The sequence below is a fragment of the Thermus sp. KWY1 genome (genome assembly GCF_057547025.1).
Window position 1 is genome coordinate 31,678 of record NZ_BAAJPG010000016.1, and the last position, 15,672, is coordinate 47,349.

The following is a 15,672-nucleotide window of genomic DNA, read 5'->3' on the forward strand; positions in this document are numbered from 1 at the left end:
CCCAGGGGTTAAACTTTAGCTATGCCCAAGGGCTATCACGACCGCGTGGCCTTCGTGGACCTCTCCACGGGACGGATCTGGTATGAGAGCTACGGCGAGGCGTTCTGGCGAAGCTTGCTTGGGGGTAGGACCTTTTCCGCTTACCTCCTTTTGAAGCATGTGCCCAAGGGAGCGGATCCCCTGGGCCCGGAAAACGCCCTTATCTTTGCCCCCGGCATCCTCACCGGCACCCCCATCTCGGGGTCGGGCCGCAACACCGTGGCCGCCAAAAGCCCCCTCACCGGAGGGTATGGGGATGCGGAGGCCGGGGGGTTCTTCGGCGCCGAGATGAAGAACGCCGGCCTGGACGCCCTGGTGGTCCTGGGGCAGGCGGAGGAACCCGTATACCTTCACGTGGAGGGTGGCGAGGTAGTCCTTCACCCTGCCTCTCATCTTTGGGGTAAGGATCCCTTGGAGGTGGAAGCCCTCCTCAAGGCGGCGCATGGGCCCAGCACCCGCGTGGCCCAGATCGGCATCGCCGGGGAGAACCAAGTTCTCACCGCCAACGTGATCCACGACTTGGCCCACTTCGCCGGGCGAGGGGGCCTGGGGGCGGTGATGGGGGCCAAACGCTTGAAGGCGGTCTCCGCCCGAGCCGGAAAGGAAACCCGTCCCACTTACCACGATCCCGCCCTCCTCTCCACCCTGGCCCGGCGTATGGCGGGGGAGCGCATGGAAAGGGCCGCCGGCCTGGTCACCATGGGTACCGTGGGCACGGTGAAGCCTTTCAATCTCCGGGGAGTTCTTCCCAGCCACAACTTTCTAGATGGTTTCCTGGAAGGAGCCGAGGCCTTGGACGGCACCAGCTTGGACGCCCTGGGCATCCGCATCGGTCGGGATACCTGCTACGCCTGCGCCATCCGTTGCAAGCAGGTGGTGCGGATCGAGGGCACCGGCAAGTACGACGTGCGCCCCGAGTACGGGGGGCCGGAGTACGAGGGGCTTGGGGCCTTGGGCTCCACCTGCGGGGTCACGGATCCCTATGCGGTCACCAAGGCCAACACCCTCTGCAACCAGTACGGTCTGGACGTGATCGGGGTGGGGGTGACCATCGCCACGGCCATGGAGGCAGTGGAGAAGGGCTACCTGGACGACGAGGGTCTGGGGCTCCGCTTCGGCAACGGGGACGCCTTGATCGCTGCCATAGAGAAGGTGGCCCGGAGGGAAGGGCGGCTTGGGAAGCTCTTGGCCTTGGGGTCCAGGCGGCTTTCGGAGGCCATCGGCCATCCGGAGCTGGCCATGCAGGTGAAGGGCCAGGAGGTGCCCATGCATGACCCTCGGTACAAGCGGGCCCTGGGGGTGGGGTATGCGGTGAGCCCAACGGGAGCCGACCACAACCACAACCTGCACGACACCGCCTTCGCCAAGGAGGGGAAGGCCCTAAAGGAGCTTCGCTTCTACGGGGAAGACTTTGCGCCCCTTCCCCCAGAGGACCTTTCCGAGGCCAAAATCCGCATGCTCTGGACCAAGACCCGGGAGCGGGGCTTCGTGAACAGCCTGGTGATGTGCGACTTTGTGCCCTGGACCCCAGAGGAGTGGCAGGAGGCCATCTACGCCACCACAGGCTGGCGGCTTTCCCCTAAGGAGATGCTGGAGGTGGGGGAGAGGACGCTTCAGCTCACCCGGCTTTTCAACCTACGGGAGGGGATCGGTCCGGAGGAGGACCGCCTGCCCGAGCGCTTCTTCCAGCCCTTCCGCAAGGGCAGTCCAGAGGCCTATTTGCATAGGGAGGCCTTCCAGGAGGGCGTGCGCACCTACTGGCGGCTTGCGGGGTGGGAGAAGGGAAGCGTGGACCCCGAAAGGCTAAGGGCCCTGGGGCTTGAGGAGTTTACCCAGGCGTACTAAAGGGGCTCCACCACCCCCTGGCGGAGGAGGGCGGGAAGGGGAGGTTCTCCCACCTTCAAGAGGGCGTAGCGGCCCCGAAGAAGGGCGAGGAGGCGGAGGGCTTTTAAGTGCCCCTCGAGGGCCTTTTGGTACACCCTTACCTCCTCCGGGCCCACGGGGAGGGTTTCCCCGGTTTCCACGTCCTTGAGGAAGGCTTCCTCGAGGGGCGGGGCCAGCTCCATGGGCGCCAGGACCTGGACCAAGACCACCCGTTTCGGAAGGATCCTGGGCCAGGGCAAGGGGTCTAGCCCATCGGTGATGAGGACCAGGGTGCCCCGGCCCGGGCGAAGGGCTTCCGGTCTGCCCCGTTCCAGCCGGGCTAGGGCGTCCTCCTGGCGGGCGATCCCCAGGAGGAGCCTCGCCACCTCCTCCCCGTAGGCCAGCTTGCCGAAGAGGCGCATGCTTTCGCTTTCGTCCAGGTAGATGCGGAAGCGGCTTCGCTCGGGTGTGGTTTCCAGGCGGGTGTAGAGCCTTCCCGTCTTCGCGTAAGCCCGCCAGTGGACCCGCCTTATTTCGTCCCCAGGGGCATAGGGGCGGAGCTCGTAAAACTCGCCTCCCAGGCCCTTCCTGCGGGCCAGGCGCTCCCCCGGGTAGGGAAGGTAGGGCCGTGTGGCGATGCGGTAGCGGGTCATGCCGTCTGGCAGAAGGTGCAGACCCCCACCGGGGGCAGGGGTTCGATGACTTCCTCCCGGCTTCCCTCCCGGAAGACGGTGATGCCCTTGCACCCCTCCTTCCAGGCGGTGAGGAAGAGGTTTTCCACCACCTCCTTGGGGGTTTCCCGGGGGAGGTTCACCGTAGAGGAGATGCTTTGGTCCACATGGCGTTGTAAGGTGGCCTGGAGGCGTACCCTCTGGAAAGGAGCCACGGTATGGGCCGTGGGCCAGTCCGGCACCTCGCCTCCTCGTTCCCTGCGGTACCGCTTCAAGAGGGGATGTTCCGCCAAAAACACCTGTCCCCCGGCGTGGCGCAGGTAGGTGAGGGCGAAGATGGGTTCTATGCCGCTGGTTACCCCAGCCAGGATGGAGATGGAGCCGGTGGGGGCGATGGAAAGAAGGGCGGCGTTCCTCAGGCCCTTTTCCACCGCCTGGATGAGGGCTTCGGGCAGGGACTGGATGAAGGGGCTTTTTATGTGCTCCTTTGGGTCAAAGGCTGGAAAGGAACCCCTTTGCCTTGCCAGGCGGGTGCTTTCCCAGTAGGCGGCTTCCTTGATGCGGCGCATGACCTCTTCCGCAAACGTTAAGCTCTCCTCCGCACCATAGGGCAGTCCCAGCATGGCCAGGGTGTCCGCCAGGCCCATGATCCCAAGGCCAACGCGCCGGCTTCTTAAGGAGGCTTCCCGTTGGGCCCTCAAGGGGTGGCGGTTCTTTCCCAGGTCCACCACCGCATCCAAAAAGCGCACAGCCAAACGGGTGGCCTCCTCGAGGCCCGCATAGTCCAGCCGGGCCCTGTCCGTAAAGGGCTCCTGTACGAAGGCCACCAGGTTAAGGCTTCCCAGGTTGCAGGCCCCATAGGGTTCCATGGGAACCTCCCCGCAAACGTTGACCCCTTCCACCTCCATCCCCCCGTACTGGGCCGTGGCCCAGGTGCGCACCCGGTCCCAGAAGAGGAGGCCGGGTTCGGCGCTTTGCCAGGCGGCCTCCACCAGGAGGTCCCAGGCTTCCTTGGCCCGGATGGTCCGGGTTATGTGCTCCCGGGGTGTGGTGAAGGAAAGCGTCCAGGGTTCGTCGGCCAAGGCGGCTTGTAAAAAAGCGTCCGTGGCCCTTAGGGAGATGTTGGCGTGGCGCACCCGGCTTCGCTCGGGGTCGGTTTTGACCTGGAGGAAGTCCAGGAGGTCGGGATGGGTGTCGGAGAAGGTGAGCATCAAGGCACCCCGCCGGCCCCCGCTGGCCCCCATGACCCCCGCCAGGGTGGAGAAGAGCTCCATGAAGCTCACCGCCCCCGAACTCTCCATGCCTGCGTTGCCCACCTTAGCCCCCTTGGGCCTCAAGGCATCCGCATTGCTCCCCACCCCGCCCCCGTAGGCGAAGGTGCGGGCGGCCTCGTCCAGGAAGCGGGTAATCCCCTTCACCGAGTCCTCCCGGATGGGGATGTAGTAGCAGTTGAACAGGGTGGACCGGCGCCAGTTCCCCAGGCCGAAGAGGATCCGTCCCCCGGGGACAAAGCGAAAGTCGGAGAAGAGCCAGGAGAACTCCTGCGTGGCTCCCTTTTCCACCCGGGTGACTCCTTGGACGAGCCGCTGCCACATCTCCTCCGGGGTGGCTTCCAGGAGCCTGCCTTCCGGGTCCTTTAGGGCGTAGCGGTGGAGGAACACGGAGGCCCTAAGCTCATCGCCCTGGAAGAAATCCAGGGCAAGCCTTAGGGCTTCTTCCTGGGCGTACCAGCGGGGCACGCCCTTAGTTTAAACCCGAATGGTCACCCGGGCTCCGGTTTCAAAAAGATGAATGGAGTCTATGAACCGAACGGTGCGGGTGGCGTGGCCCAGGACGATGGAATGGGTCCTGGCCCCGCCCCCGAAGAAGCGCACCCCCTGGAGGATATCCCCGTCGGTGATGCCGGTGGCGGCGAAGACAATTTCCCTTCCCGGGGCCAGGTCCTCGGTGCGGTAGATGCGGTTTTCGTCCCCTCCCATGGCCTTGAGCCGGGCTCGTTCCTCCTCGTTTTGGGGGGTGAAGCGGGCCTGGATCTCCCCGCCCAGGCACTTTAAAGCGGCGGCGGCCAAAACGCCTTCAGGGGCCCCGCCAATCCCCATCACCGCATGCACCCCCGTGCCCCGGATGGCGGCGGCCAAGGCGGCGATCACGTCCCCATCGGAGATCAGCTTCACCCGGGCCCCTGCCTCCCGGATCTCCCGGATGAGGCGTTCGTGGCGGGGGCGGTCCAGGACCACCACCACCAGGTCCTCCACGGAGCGCTGGAGCGCCAGGGCTAAGGCCTTCAGGTTGGCGGAAACCGGCCAGGAAAGATCCACAAGCCCCGCGGCCGGGGGGGGAACGATGAGCTTTTCCATGTACATGTCGGGGGCGTGGAAGAGGCCGCCCTTCTCGCTGATGGCGATCACGGTCACGGCGTTGGGCAGGCCCTTGGCGGCGGTGGTGGTGCCCTCCACGGGGTCCACGGCGATGTCCACCTCCACGCCCCCTTGGCCCAGGACCTCCCCGATGTACAGCATGGGGGCCTCGTCCATCTCCCCTTCGCCGATGACCACCGTGCCCTTTATGGGGAGCTCGTTCAGGACCCGGCGCATGGCCTGGGTGCCCGCCTCGTCCACGGCTTCCTTATCCCCCTTGCCCGCCAGGCGGCTTGCCGCCAGGGCGGCCTGTTCGGTTACCCGCACCACCTCGAGGACCAGTCGGCGCTCGATTTCCATGTTTCCATCATAAGGGGTTGGGCTAAACTGGAAGCATGACCGCCTTGGTGCCCGACGGACCCTGGCTTTACCGAAAGGCCACCCAAAAGCGCTTTCTCCGCCTAAGGAGGCGCTACCTCCGGCGTTTGCGGCAGAAGGGCTTCACCGCCTACCTCCTGGGATGGCTCCGCCTTCTCGGGAGGGCGGTCCTTCTGGAAGGAAGGCTCTGGCTGAGCGCTCCCGCCCAGGGGAGGCGGCGCTAAGGCCAGGGGGAAAGGGGGTGCTTAGCTGGGCGCAGGGCCAACTGGGGGCCGGTGCCGCTCCCAGAGGGTCCTGGCCAGGTCCTCTGGGGTGAGCCCCAGTTCTGCCAGCACGATGAGGAGGTGGAAGAGAAGGTCCGTGGCTTCCCAGCGCACCTCCTCAGGGTTTTGGTTCTTGGCGGCGATGATGACTTCCCCGGCCTCCTCCCCAATCTTCTTCAGGATCCGGTCCAGGCCCGCCTGGTGAAGCTTGGCCACGTAGCTTCCCTCGGGAAGGGTTTTAAGCCGCTCCTGGATGGTGGCGTAGACCTGGGAAAGGACAAAGCCCAGGCTGGGTTCTCCGGGAAGGAGGGGGCGGTGGAAGCAGCTTCGCTCCCCCGTGTGGCAGGCGGGGCCGTGGGGAAGGACCCGGTAGACCACCGCATCCCCATCGCAGTCCAGGAGGACCTCCACCACCTCCTGGATGTTCCCCGAGGTTTCCCCCTTGCGCCACAGGGTCTTTCGGCTCCGGCTATAGAAGGTGCTCCGCCTTGTCCTGAGGGTTTCCTCCAGGGCTTCCCGGTTGGCGTAGGCCAGGGTCAGGACCTCGCCCGTTTTGGCATCCTGCACCACCACGGGCACCAGGCCCTGTTCATCAAACTTCACTTGGGACAGGTCCATCTAGGCGCACCTCCAAGCCCTGTTCGGCCAGGAATCGTTTGAGTTCAGGTATGGGGATCTCGCCGAAGTGGAAGACGCTGGCGGCCAAGGCGGCGTCGGCCCCGGCCAGGAAGGCCTCGAGGAAATGCTCCTTTTTCCCCGCCCCCCCGCTTGCGATCACCGGCACGCTCACTGCCTCGGCCACCATGCGGGTGAGCCTGAGGTCGTAGCCTTCTTTGGTGCCGTCCTTATCCATGCTGGTGAGAAGGATCTCCCCGGCGCCAAGCTCTACCCCCCTAAGGGCCCATTCCACCGCGTGAAGCCCCGTGGGGATGCGTCCGCCGGCGATGTAGACCTCGGGGAAGTCCCCGTTCCAGCGGGCGTCAATGGCCAGGACCACCGCCTGGGAGCCGAAGTGGTCCGAAAGCTCCTGGATGAGTTCGGGGCGCTTCACCGCGGCCGAGTTCACGCTCACCTTGTCGGCCCCGGCCAGAAGAAGCCTCCGGGCATCCTCCAAGGTGCGGACGCCTCCCCCCACGGTTAAGGGGATGAAGACCCTTTCCGCCACCTGGGCCACCACCTCCAGGAGGATGGCCCGCTCCTCGTGGGTGGCGGAAATGTCCAAAAAGACCAGCTCGTCGGCGCCAGCCTCGTCGTAGGCCTGGGCGGCTTCCACGGGGTCGCCCGCATCGCGGAGGTTTACGAAGTTGACCCCCTTCACCACGCGGCCCGCGTGGACATCCAGGCAGGGGATGATGCGCTTGGCCAGGCTCATAGGGAATCCACCTTAAACCGGTGCCGCACCGCCATAGGGTCATTCTACCCGCCCTCGCCCTTTTCCCAAACCAGCCCGGGTGGTACCATCTAAAGGATGGAACGGGTAACGGTGGTGGGCGGAGGCCTGGCGGGAAGCGAGGCCGCCTGGACCCTGGCGCGGCTTGGGGTTCCCGTGCGCCTTTATGAGATGCGCCCCAAGCGCATGACCCCAGCCCACGCCACAGAAAAGCTGGCGGAGATTGTCTGTTCCAACTCCTTGGGGGGCGAGGGGCCTGCGAACGCCAAGGGGCTATTGCAGGCGGAGATGCGCCGGGCGGGAAGCCTGGTCATGGAGGCAGCCACTAGGGCCCGGGTGCCTGCGGGAGGGGCCTTGGCCGTGGACCGGGAGGAGTTTAGCCAGTACATCACGGAGAGGCTTTCCCGGCATCCCCTGGTGGAGGTGGTGCGGGAGGAGGTGGCGGAGGTTCCTGAGGGCCTCGCCATCCTGGCCACGGGGCCCCTTACCTCCGACGCCCTCTCCGAGGCCATACGGCGCCGGTTCGGCGATCACTTCCTGAGCTACTTTGATGCGGCGAGCCCCATCGTCCTGTACGAAAGCATCGACCTGGAAACGTGCTTCCGGGCCGGGCGCTACGGGCAGGAGGCGGACTACCTCAACTGCCCCCTGACCGAGGAGGAGTACCGGCGGTTCTACCAGGCCCTCCTCGAGGCGGAGGAGCACACCCCCCACGAGTGGGAGAAGCGGGAGTTCTTTGAGGCCTGCGTGCCCGTGGAGGAGCTGGCCCGAAGGGGCTACCAAACCCTCCTCTTTGGCCCCATGAAGCCCGTGGGGCTCAAGGACCCAAGGACCGGCAAGGAACCCTTCGCCGTGGTGCAGCTTCGCCAGGAGGACAAGGCGGGGCGGATGTGGAGCCTGGTGGGGTTCCAGACCGGTCTTAAGTGGCCCGAGCAAAAGCGGCTCATCCAGATGATCCCGGGCCTGGAAAACGCCGAGATCGTGCGCTACGGGGTGATGCACCGGAATACCTACCTAAACGCTCCCCTCCTACTGCAGGAAACCCTGGAGTTTAGGGAGCAGGAAGGGCTTTTCGCCGCGGGGGTGCTGGCCGGGGTGGAGGGCTACCTGGAAAGCGCCGCCACAGGATTCCTGGCAGGCCTGAACGCCGCCCGGCGCTACCAGGGGTTAAAACCCGTGGCCCCGCCGGAGGAGAGCATGCTGGGGGGATTGGTCCGCTTCCTGGCCACCGCCAACCCCAAGGGCTTCCAGCCCATGTACGCCAACTGGGGGCTGGTCCCTCCGGTGGAAGGAAGAATGGCCAAGAAGGAGAAGCGGGAAGCCATGTACCATAGGGGCCTCAGGGCCTTTGAGGAATGGGTGGCTTCCCTAGGGATGCTCGCTTCCACCTAGGCCCAGGGCCTTAAGCCCCTCCAGGGCCACCGCCTTCTCGTCCCAGGGCAGGGCCAAAGTGCCCCTTTCCAGGGTGTGCTCGTGCCCCTTGCCGGCAAGGAGGACGGTGTCCCCTTCCCGGGCCTCGGAAAGGGCGCAGAAGATGGCTTCCTTGCGGTCGGGGATGAGCTCGTAAAGGCCCCCCTCCTCCCTGGCGGCCTTGGCCAGGGCCTCGAGGATGGCCTGGAGGTCCTCCGTGCGGTGGTCCTCCTCGGTGAAAAAGGTCTTGTCGGCAAGCCTCGCCGCCACCCGCCCGATATCCTCCCGCCTCCTCGGATCCCGTTCCCCGGCAGCCCCCACCACCAGAAGAAGCCTTCCCCGGGTGGTGGCCCGCAGGGTCTTTAGGGCCTCCTCCAGGCTTTTTCCCGTGTGGGCGAAGTCGATGACCACCCGGAAGGGCTTTCTCTGCACCACCTCCATCCGCCCCGGCACCCCCCTAAAGGTGGCGAGGCCCTGAAGCACCCTTTCCAGGGAAAGCCCATAGGCCAAGGCGGCGGCGCTGGCGGCCAGGGCGTTATCCAGGTTGTACCTCCCCAGCATGGGCAAAAAGGCTTCCCCCGAGCCCCAGGGGGTATGCAGGGTAAAGCGGAGGCCTTCCTCCCCTTCCCGCAAGCCCTCCCCCCACACCTCCCCACCCGGTCCGAAGAGAAGATGGGGCCTGGGAAGAAGGCGCTTCAGATGGGGCAGGCGGGTGTTTAAAACGGCCAGGTGGGAGCGCTCTACCAAAAGGGCCTTGGCGGCAAAGTAGGCCTCGGCGGTGCCGTGCAGGTCCAGGTGGTCGTCGGGGTAGAAGCTCACGAAGACCCCGATGCGGTAGGAAAGCCCCTCCACCCGCTTCAGGGCCAGGGCGTGGCTGGAAACCTCCAGCACCGCAGCTTCCAGCCCCCTCTCCACGGCTTCCCGCAAAAACCCGTACACCTGGGGGGCCTCGGGGGTGGTGAAATGGCCGATGTTAGGGCGGGCCTCCTCTCCCAGGCGGAGGCCCACGGTGGAGAGGAGGGCGGCAGGTTTTTCGCCGGCTTGCAGGAGGTGGTGAAGGAGGCTTGCCGTGGTGCTCTTCCCCTTGGAACCGGTGATGCCCAAGAGGGCCAGTTTCCGGTCGGGTTCGCCGAAGAAGTGGCGGGCCAGGTGGGCCAAGGCCTCCCGGGCGTCCCCCACCCGCAAGTAGGGCACGGGAAGGCTTAACTCCCTTTCCCCCACCACGGCGATGGCCCCCTTGGCCAGGGCTTCGGGGATAAAGTCGTGCCCGTCCAAGGGCTTGCGGTGGGGAAGGGGCACCCCGAGCACGGCCACGAAGACATAACCGGGTTCCACCCGCCTCGAGTCCAGGGTGAGGCCTAAGACCCTAAGGGGCGGGGCCTTGAGGCCAAAGGGGGCGAAGAGTTCCTCGAGGGTCATGGCTGGATCCACAGGCGGAGGGCGGCAAGAAGGCTATCGCGGTCCTCCGCCTTTTCCACGAAGTCTATCCGGTCCGCCTCCACCACGTAGACGGGGGAGAGGTCCCAGGAGGCGATGAGTTGCTCGTAGAGGGCGTTGAGCCCGAGAAGGTAGCGGTCGGGGAGGTTTTGCTCAAAGGGCCTTCCCCGCTTTTTTATCCGCTCCCTTAAGGTGGGGAGGCTCGCCCGGAGGTAGATGAGAAGATCGGGCTTCCTAAGGGCTGGGGACACGCTCTGGAAGAGGTCCAGGTAGGTTCGCCAGTCCCGCTCCTTCAAGTGGCCTTCCCGGTAGAGGTTCTGGGCGAAGACCAGGGCGTCCTCATAGACCGTGCGGTCCTGCACCACGGCCCTCGCCCCGTTCACCTCCAGAAGGTGCTGGCGCACCCTTCTCGCCAGGAAGAAGACCTGGGAGTGGAAGGCGTAGGCCCCCATATCCCGGTAGAAGTCCTCCAGGTAGGGGTTTTCGCTCACCGCCTCGTACACCGGCTTCAGCCCGAAGGCCTCTGAGAGCAAAGCGGTGAGGGAGCTCTTGCCGCTACCGATGTTGCCGGCGATGGCCAGATACATGCTGGACCCTTCTTTAGGCGGTCCTGCCGTCCTGGGCCAGGTGGGTCTTCACCAGGGCCACCACCCGGTCCTGGTCGGGGCCGGGTTGGCTGTAGTCCAGCTGGTCCGCCTCGAGGACCAAAAGGGGATGGGCGTAGCGGGCAAAGTGGCGCTCGTAGGCTTCGGAGAGGGCCTCGAGGTAGGTGGGGTCCATCCCCTCCTCAAAGGGCCTGCCCCGTTTCCGGATGCGTTCCAATAGCACCAGCACCGGGGCCCTTAGGTAGACCGTGAGGTCGGGCGGGGGAAGCTTCAGGGAAAGCTCCCGGTAAAGGTCCAAGTAAAGGTCCCACTCGGGGCCCTCCAGGTTGAGGCTCGCGAAGATGGCATCCTTGTCAAAGAGGTAGTCGGCCACCACCCCGCCAAAGAGGGGCCTTTCCCGAAGGCGGGAAAGCTGCCGGTAGCGGGAAAGGAGGAAGAAGACCTGGGTCTTGAAGGCGTAGCGCTTCCGGTCCTGGTAGAAAAGGGACAGGAAGGGATTTTCCTCCACCACCTCCAGAAGGGGCTCGGCCCCAAACCTTTGCGCAAGAAGCCGGGCCAGGGTGGTTTTGCCTGCACCGATGGGGCCTTCTATGGCGATGTACACGCTTACCTCCGCAAGGTAGCCTAACGGCTGGCAGGCCGGGCCACCATGGTGAGGGTGACCTCGAGCCTCCGTCCTTCCCGCCAAAGCGTTAGCCGCACCCGGTCCCCAGGGCGGTAGCGGGCGATGAGGCGGACCACCTCCGCCTTGTCCTTGACCGCTTTGCCGTTCACCGCCAGGATCACATCCCCAAGGGCCAAAAGCCTCCCCTGGGCATCCCGCTGGGCTCCCCTTAGGCCAGCCCGGGCTGCGGGGCTTCCCGGGTCCACCCGGTCCACCATGGCCCCCTGGGTGGTGGTGAGGCCCACCGCCCTGAGGAGCACCGGCGGAAGTTCGTCCAGGCTAACCAGGCTGGCCCCCAGCCAGCCCCGCTGGGGGATGCCGAACCGCTCCAGGTCCTGGACGCTTTGGGCCACGAGATCCGCCGGGATGGCCACCCCGATTCCTCCCACCCCCGAGGGTCCTCCCACCACGTCCGCCACCACCCCCACCACCTCCCCTTGCAGGTTCAGAAGGGGGCTTCCCGAGTTGCCCACGGTGAGGGGGGCATCGGTGAAGAGGTATTCCCCCACCTCGGCTCCCACGCTGGGGTCGGGGGAGGGAACCTCGAGGGGGCCTATGCCGGAGAGAATCCCGTAGGAGGCCAGGGGCCCCTGGCCGAAGGGAAACCCCACCAGCACCACCCCCATGCCCAGGGGAAGGCTGGTGCTGGGGGTCTTGCTGAAGGCCAGCACCCGAGGAGCCTGGAGGCCGCGTACCGTGAGAAGGGCGATATCGATCCCGGGGTCCACGGCGAAGCGCTCCGCAGGAAAGGTGCGCCCGTCCGCCAGGCGCACGGTGAGGTCGGCCAAGTCCTGGACCACGTGGTAGTTGGTGACCACCCGGAAGGGACTCACGAAGAACCCCGTGCCCACCACCTGGTTCTCCCCAGGGGCGGTGGGGGAGCCCTGGACCCGGACCACTGCGGGCAGGGCCCTTTGGATCACCTGGCTTCGGGCCACCTCCTCGGGGGAAACCAGGCGCTGGCCCAGGGCCAAGAGGGAAAGGAGGAGGGCGGCGAGGACGAGGCGCATGCCCTTACATTACCTCAGGGGCGGGGATACCCAGGAGGGAAAGCCCCGTCTTCAGGGTTTCTTGCAGGCTCCTCACCAGGCCAAGGCGGAGTTCCCTCAGGCCCGGGGGTGCCGTGAGCACCGGGGTGGCGGGCCTCCCGTCCTCCTTGGCGTTGTAGTAGGCGTTCCAGCTGGCGGAAAGGTCCAGCAGGTACTGGGCTAGGACATGGGGGGTTTTCTCCTCGGCAGCTTCCAGCACCGCCTCCTCAAAGTCCAGGAGGGCTAAGGCCAGTTCCCGCTCGTACGGGGTGGCCTGGGCAAGGTCTATCTCCCCCCATTCCCCGGCCTTGCGCAGGATGCTGTGGGCCCTGGCGTGGGCGTACTGGACGTAGGGGCCCGTATCCCCTTCAAAGGAAAGGGCCTCGGCGTAGCGGAAATCGATCTGTTTCCTGGGCTCGGTCTTCACCATGGCAAAGCGGATGGCCCCCAGGGCTACCATCCTGGCCGCCTCCTCCTTGGCGGGGTGGTCGGGGTTTTTCTCCTCTATCACGGCAAGGGCCCGCCTTTCCGCTTCCTCCAGGACCTCATCCACGCTCACCGCCAGGCCCTTGCGCCCGGACATCTGCTTACCTTCCAGCAGTACGGTTTCATAGGCCAGGTGGAAGGCGCCCTCCGCCAGCTCAGGGTGCCCCGCCAGGGCCAGAGCCGCCCGCACCAGGGCCTGGGGGTGGCTTTGGCGCACGTCGATGACGTTGATGGTTTCCCGGGCCCTGGGGGTGTAGGGTTCCCCCTGGGGGGCGCTGGTTCTCAGGGCCGGGTAGTAGGGGTTCTCGTAGGGCTGGAAGTACAACCCCTCCAAAAGGCCCATCTTCCAGAACTGGAAGGCGATGTCCTTGGCGTAGTAGGTGGCGGCTCCCCCGGAGCGCACCAGGACGAAGTAGGGGTCTTCCAGCCCGGGGATGAAGGGGCTTGCGTCCATGACCAAGGCCCCCGCGTACTTGCCCTCCGTGGGGCGGAAGACGTGGGGACTCTGCTCCAGGATCCTCAGGGCTTTTTCCAGAAGCCCCGCCCGAACGATGTCGGATTCCCAGACCAGAAGGTCGTAATGAGCGTTCAGGGCCTTCATGGTGGCCATCTGGGCCAGGAGGATGCGGTTGACGTCTTCCCTGAGTTCCCCCCGCTCCAGGGCGTGAAGGATTTCCTCTATGCCCCCCTGCAGGTTGGGGTACTCGGGATCCTGATGAAGGCGCACGTAGGCATTGCCGGCGAAGTGGTCGTACTTCTCCTTCCCGTCCCAGGTGAGGCCGTAGTGCCTTAGGGCGAAAAGGGTTTCCGCCGCCTGGCGGCCTGTGTCGTCAATGTAGTTCAGGACCAGGACCCTTCGCCCCGCATAGTCCAGGATGCGGGCCAGGCTGTCCCCGAGGGCGATATTCCGCAGGTGGCCCACGTGGAGCTCCTTGTTGGGGTTCACCGAGGTGTGCTCGATGAGCACCAGGCCTTCCCTCTTGGGAAAAGGCTCCTTGGGCCTCAGGGCCTCCTTGAGGAGATCCTTCGTGCGGATGCGGAAGTTCAAGTACCCCCCCACGGGGATGACTTCCTCCACGAAAGGGGGAAGGGCCAGGCGGGCCTTGAGCTCCTCGGCGATGGCCTGGGGGGGTTTCCTTAGCTCCTTGGCCAAGGCGAAGAGGGGAACCCCGTAGTCCCCGGGCTTGTCCTTGGGGGCCTTGGCCACCTTGAGACGGAGGTCCAGGCCCATCTCCTTGAGGGCTTGGTGAATGGCCTCTTCCAGGGCGCGGCGCACCATCAGGGGGTTATCTTACCCCAGGGCCCCTTCCAAAGCGGCCTTCAGGGCCTCCGCCGCCTTGCGGTTCATGCCCGGCAGGCGGGCAAGCTCTTCCAAAGGTGCTTCCTTTAAGGCCTTAATCCCCCCGTAGCGCTCCAAAAGAAGGCGCCTTCTCGCCTCCCCGATGCCGGGGATGCCCTTTAGCACCTGGAAAAGTTCCTGGCTCCTTCGCTTTTGGTGGTAGCGGAGCCCGTTTTGGTGGGCCTCGTCCCGAAGGTGGATGAGGAGCTGGAGGGCAGGGTGGGTTAGGGGCAGGCGGATCTCCCGGCCCTCTTGGGTGATGAGGACCTCCTCCTTCTTGGCCAAACCCACCAGGGGAAGGCTCAGGCCGGCCCTTTCCAAAGCCCGGGCTGCTGCCCGCACCTGGCCTAGCCCGCCATCGATCAGGAGGAGGTCGGGGAGGGGCAGGTCCTTTAGGCTTCCCGTGAAGCGCCGGTATACCCCTTCCTCCATGGCAGCGTAGTCGTCGTTTCCCGCCTTCAGGCGCATCCTGCGGTACTCCGCCCTCTTGGGCCTACCCCCCTCCAGGACGGCCATGGAAAAGACCCGGGCCTCCCCCTGGAGGTGGCTTACGTCGTACCCCTCGAGGCGATAGGGCCTTTGGGATAGCCCCAGGATCTCCTGGAGGGCCTTTAGGGCGGGGTGGTCCCCCCGCCTTTCCCGTTGCTTGAGCTCGGTTTCCAGGGCCAGGCGGGCGTTCTTCTCCGCCAGCTCGAGAAGCCTTACCTTCTCCCCCTTTTTGGGCACCCTTAGCTCCACCCTCCGCCCGGCGCGGCGGTGAAGCAGGGCTGCTAGGCTTTCCAGGTCCTCCAGGGGGAAGGGCAGCAGGATCAGGGGGGGTAGGGGGGAAGCCTCCAGGTAGTAGTCCCGCAGGAAGGCCCAGAGGATTTCCTCAGGGCTCGCTTCCTCCTTTTCCACCACCCGGCTGATGCGTCCCAGGATCCGCCCTGAGCGCACCTGGTACAGTTGCACCACTGCCAAAGGCCCTGCCTGGGCCAAGCCCAGGAAGTCCAGGTCCCCCATCTCCGGGTCAAAGGCTTGCTGGGCGGTGGAGAAGAAGGCCCTTAGGGCCTCCATTTGATCCCGGATTTCCGCTGCCCGCTCAAACTCTAACCTCTGTGCGGCTTCCCGCATCTTGGCTTCCAGCTCCCTTAGGAGCCCATCCACCTTTCCCTCCAGCACCGCCTCCACCTGGCGTACCACCTCCTGGTAGGCCTTGGGGTCGGCAAGGCCCACGCAAGGGGCCAGGCAGCGGCCCATGCTGTAGTTCAGGCAGGGGTAGCGCCTTTTTTTCATGGGGTAGCCGGAGTTCTTGCGCAAGGGGAAAAGGCGGTCTATCAGGGTCTTGATGCGCCTTAGGGCGCTGGCTTCGGGGAAGGGGCCATAGTACTTGGCCCCATCCTCCTCCACCCGCCGCACCACCAAAAGGGTAGGGAAGGGCTCCTGGGTGAGCTTTAAGAAGGGGTAGTGCTTGTCGTCCTTGAGAAGGACGTTATAGGGGGGGCGGTGGGCCTTGATGAGGTTGGCCTCGAGGAGGAGGGCCTCCACCTCGTCCCGGGTGGCGATGAAGTCCAGGGCGGTGGCTTCCTGGGCGATGCGGGCTGCCTTGCCCTCCGCATGGAAGTAGCTCCGCACCCGGGCCCTCAGGTTCTTGGCCTTGCCCACGTAGAGGACCTCTTGCCCTTGTTTCCACAGGTAAACCCCGGGGGCCTCGGGAAGGGGAGGAAGCTCGGAAGGCCGCACGATCCCCATTGTAGAGTTTG

Annotated in this window: 14 protein-coding genes; 3 read left to right on the forward strand and 11 right to left on the reverse strand. The window is 65.6% G+C overall.

Annotated elements, in window-relative coordinates; all coding sequences use genetic code 11:
• Nucleotides 1-21: 21 nt before the first annotated feature.
• Nucleotides 22-1,884, forward strand: coding sequence for an aldehyde ferredoxin oxidoreductase family protein (locus AC27GT_RS03745; protein WP_487223557.1), 1,863 nt, complete (start codon nucleotides 22-24; stop codon nucleotides 1,882-1,884).
• Here the strand turns inward: AC27GT_RS03745 and AC27GT_RS03750 are convergent.
• Genes AC27GT_RS03750 through glpX form a run of 3 tightly spaced genes read right to left on the reverse strand, consistent with a single transcriptional unit; the run spans nucleotide 1,881 to nucleotide 5,290 of the window.
• Nucleotides 1,881-2,555, reverse strand: coding sequence for a DUF58 domain-containing protein (locus AC27GT_RS03750; RefSeq protein WP_015717755.1), 675 nt, complete (start codon nucleotides 2,553-2,555; stop codon nucleotides 1,881-1,883). The genes AC27GT_RS03745 and AC27GT_RS03750 overlap by 4 nt on opposite strands.
• Nucleotides 2,552-4,312, reverse strand: a complete 1,761-nt coding sequence (locus AC27GT_RS03755; RefSeq protein WP_015717754.1) for an adenosylcobalamin-dependent ribonucleoside-diphosphate reductase — start codon at nucleotides 4,310-4,312, stop codon at nucleotides 2,552-2,554. The genes AC27GT_RS03750 and AC27GT_RS03755 overlap by 4 nt, the downstream gene beginning before the upstream one ends.
• 9 nt (nucleotides 4,313-4,321) lie before the next feature.
• Nucleotides 4,322-5,290: a class II fructose-bisphosphatase gene (glpX, locus tag AC27GT_RS03760; RefSeq protein ID WP_015717753.1), complete on the reverse strand. Its 969-nt coding sequence runs from the start codon at nucleotides 5,288-5,290 to the stop codon at nucleotides 4,322-4,324.
• 35 nt (nucleotides 5,291-5,325) lie between these two features.
• On the opposite strand from glpX, the gene AC27GT_RS03765 reads away from it, so the two are divergent.
• The gene (locus AC27GT_RS03765; RefSeq protein ID WP_015717752.1) at nucleotides 5,326-5,532 is read left to right on the forward strand and encodes a hypothetical protein; all 207 of its coding nucleotides are present in this window, start codon (nucleotides 5,326-5,328) and stop codon (nucleotides 5,530-5,532) included.
• Between the two features lie 21 nt (nucleotides 5,533-5,553).
• Here AC27GT_RS03765 and hisIE read toward each other — a convergent pair whose 3' ends face one another.
• Both hisIE and hisF read right to left on the reverse strand, forming a co-directional pair.
• A complete protein-coding gene (gene hisIE / locus AC27GT_RS03770; protein WP_015717751.1) occupies nucleotides 5,554-6,189 on the reverse strand; it encodes a bifunctional phosphoribosyl-AMP cyclohydrolase/phosphoribosyl-ATP diphosphatase HisIE in 636 nt (211 codons plus the stop codon).
• Nucleotides 6,164-6,943, reverse strand: coding sequence for an imidazole glycerol phosphate synthase subunit HisF (gene hisF, locus AC27GT_RS03775; protein WP_015717750.1), 780 nt, complete (start codon nucleotides 6,941-6,943; stop codon nucleotides 6,164-6,166). The genes hisIE and hisF overlap by 26 nt, the downstream gene beginning before the upstream one ends.
• A 96-nt stretch (nucleotides 6,944-7,039) precedes the next feature.
• On the opposite strand from hisF, the gene trmFO reads away from it, so the two are divergent.
• Complete coding sequence (gene trmFO, locus AC27GT_RS03780; protein ID WP_015717749.1) at nucleotides 7,040-8,353, forward strand: methylenetetrahydrofolate--tRNA-(uracil(54)-C(5))-methyltransferase (FADH(2)-oxidizing) TrmFO; 1,314 nt, start codon at nucleotides 7,040-7,042, stop codon at nucleotides 8,351-8,353.
• Here the strand turns inward: trmFO and AC27GT_RS03785 are convergent.
• Genes AC27GT_RS03785 through uvrC form a run of 6 tightly spaced genes read right to left on the reverse strand, consistent with a single transcriptional unit; the run spans nucleotide 8,330 to nucleotide 15,661 of the window.
• Nucleotides 8,330-9,790: a Mur ligase family protein gene (locus AC27GT_RS03785; RefSeq protein WP_015717748.1), complete on the reverse strand. Its 1,461-nt coding sequence runs from the start codon at nucleotides 9,788-9,790 to the stop codon at nucleotides 8,330-8,332. The genes trmFO and AC27GT_RS03785 overlap by 24 nt on opposite strands.
• Complete coding sequence (locus tag AC27GT_RS03790) at nucleotides 9,787-10,395, reverse strand: deoxynucleoside kinase (RefSeq protein WP_015717747.1); 609 nt, start codon at nucleotides 10,393-10,395, stop codon at nucleotides 9,787-9,789. The genes AC27GT_RS03785 and AC27GT_RS03790 overlap by 4 nt, the downstream gene beginning before the upstream one ends.
• 13 nt (nucleotides 10,396-10,408) lie before the next feature.
• A complete protein-coding gene (locus AC27GT_RS03795) occupies nucleotides 10,409-11,017 on the reverse strand; it encodes a deoxynucleoside kinase (RefSeq protein ID WP_015717746.1) in 609 nt (202 codons plus the stop codon).
• Nucleotides 11,018-11,037: 20 nt separating this feature from the next.
• Nucleotides 11,038-12,087: a S1C family serine protease gene (locus tag AC27GT_RS03800; RefSeq protein ID WP_015717745.1), complete on the reverse strand. Its 1,050-nt coding sequence runs from the start codon at nucleotides 12,085-12,087 to the stop codon at nucleotides 11,038-11,040.
• A gap of 4 nt (nucleotides 12,088-12,091) precedes the next feature.
• Nucleotides 12,092-13,870 carry an arginine--tRNA ligase gene (locus tag AC27GT_RS03805; protein ID WP_015717744.1) on the reverse strand — a complete coding sequence of 593 codons (1,779 nt, stop codon included), beginning with the start codon at nucleotides 13,868-13,870 and terminating at the stop codon, nucleotides 12,092-12,094.
• 12 nt (nucleotides 13,871-13,882) lie between these two features.
• Entirely contained in the window at nucleotides 13,883-15,661 is a 1,779-nt protein-coding gene (gene uvrC, locus AC27GT_RS03810; protein ID WP_487223558.1) for an excinuclease ABC subunit UvrC, read from the reverse strand.
• Between the last annotated feature and the right edge of the window lie 11 nt (nucleotides 15,662-15,672).

Excerpts from the sequence above, each read along its gene's own strand:
- AC27GT_RS03745 (WP_487223557.1), top strand. The coding sequence starts at position 22 with ATGCCCAAGGGCTATCACGACCGCGTGGCCTTCGTGGACCTCTCCACG.
- AC27GT_RS03750 (WP_015717755.1), bottom strand. The coding sequence starts at position 2,555 with ATGACCCGCTACCGCATCGCCACACGGCCCTACCTTCCCTACCCGGGG.
- glpX (WP_015717753.1), bottom strand. The coding sequence starts at position 5,290 with ATGGAAATCGAGCGCCGACTGGTCCTCGAGGTGGTGCGGGTAACCGAA.
- AC27GT_RS03765 (WP_015717752.1), top strand. The coding sequence starts at position 5,326 with ATGACCGCCTTGGTGCCCGACGGACCCTGGCTTTACCGAAAGGCCACC.
- hisIE (WP_015717751.1), bottom strand. The coding sequence starts at position 6,189 with ATGGACCTGTCCCAAGTGAAGTTTGATGAACAGGGCCTGGTGCCCGTG.
- hisF (WP_015717750.1), bottom strand. The coding sequence starts at position 6,943 with ATGAGCCTGGCCAAGCGCATCATCCCCTGCCTGGATGTCCACGCGGGC.
- trmFO (WP_015717749.1), top strand. The coding sequence starts at position 7,040 with ATGGAACGGGTAACGGTGGTGGGCGGAGGCCTGGCGGGAAGCGAGGCC.
- AC27GT_RS03785 (WP_015717748.1), bottom strand. The coding sequence starts at position 9,790 with ATGACCCTCGAGGAACTCTTCGCCCCCTTTGGCCTCAAGGCCCCGCCC.
- AC27GT_RS03790 (WP_015717747.1), bottom strand. The coding sequence starts at position 10,395 with ATGTATCTGGCCATCGCCGGCAACATCGGTAGCGGCAAGAGCTCCCTC.
- AC27GT_RS03800 (WP_015717745.1), bottom strand. The coding sequence starts at position 12,087 with ATGCGCCTCGTCCTCGCCGCCCTCCTCCTTTCCCTCTTGGCCCTGGGC.
- AC27GT_RS03805 (WP_015717744.1), bottom strand. The coding sequence starts at position 13,870 with ATGGTGCGCCGCGCCCTGGAAGAGGCCATTCACCAAGCCCTCAAGGAG.
- uvrC (WP_487223558.1), bottom strand. The coding sequence starts at position 15,661 with ATGGGGATCGTGCGGCCTTCCGAGCTTCCTCCCCTTCCCGAGGCCCCC.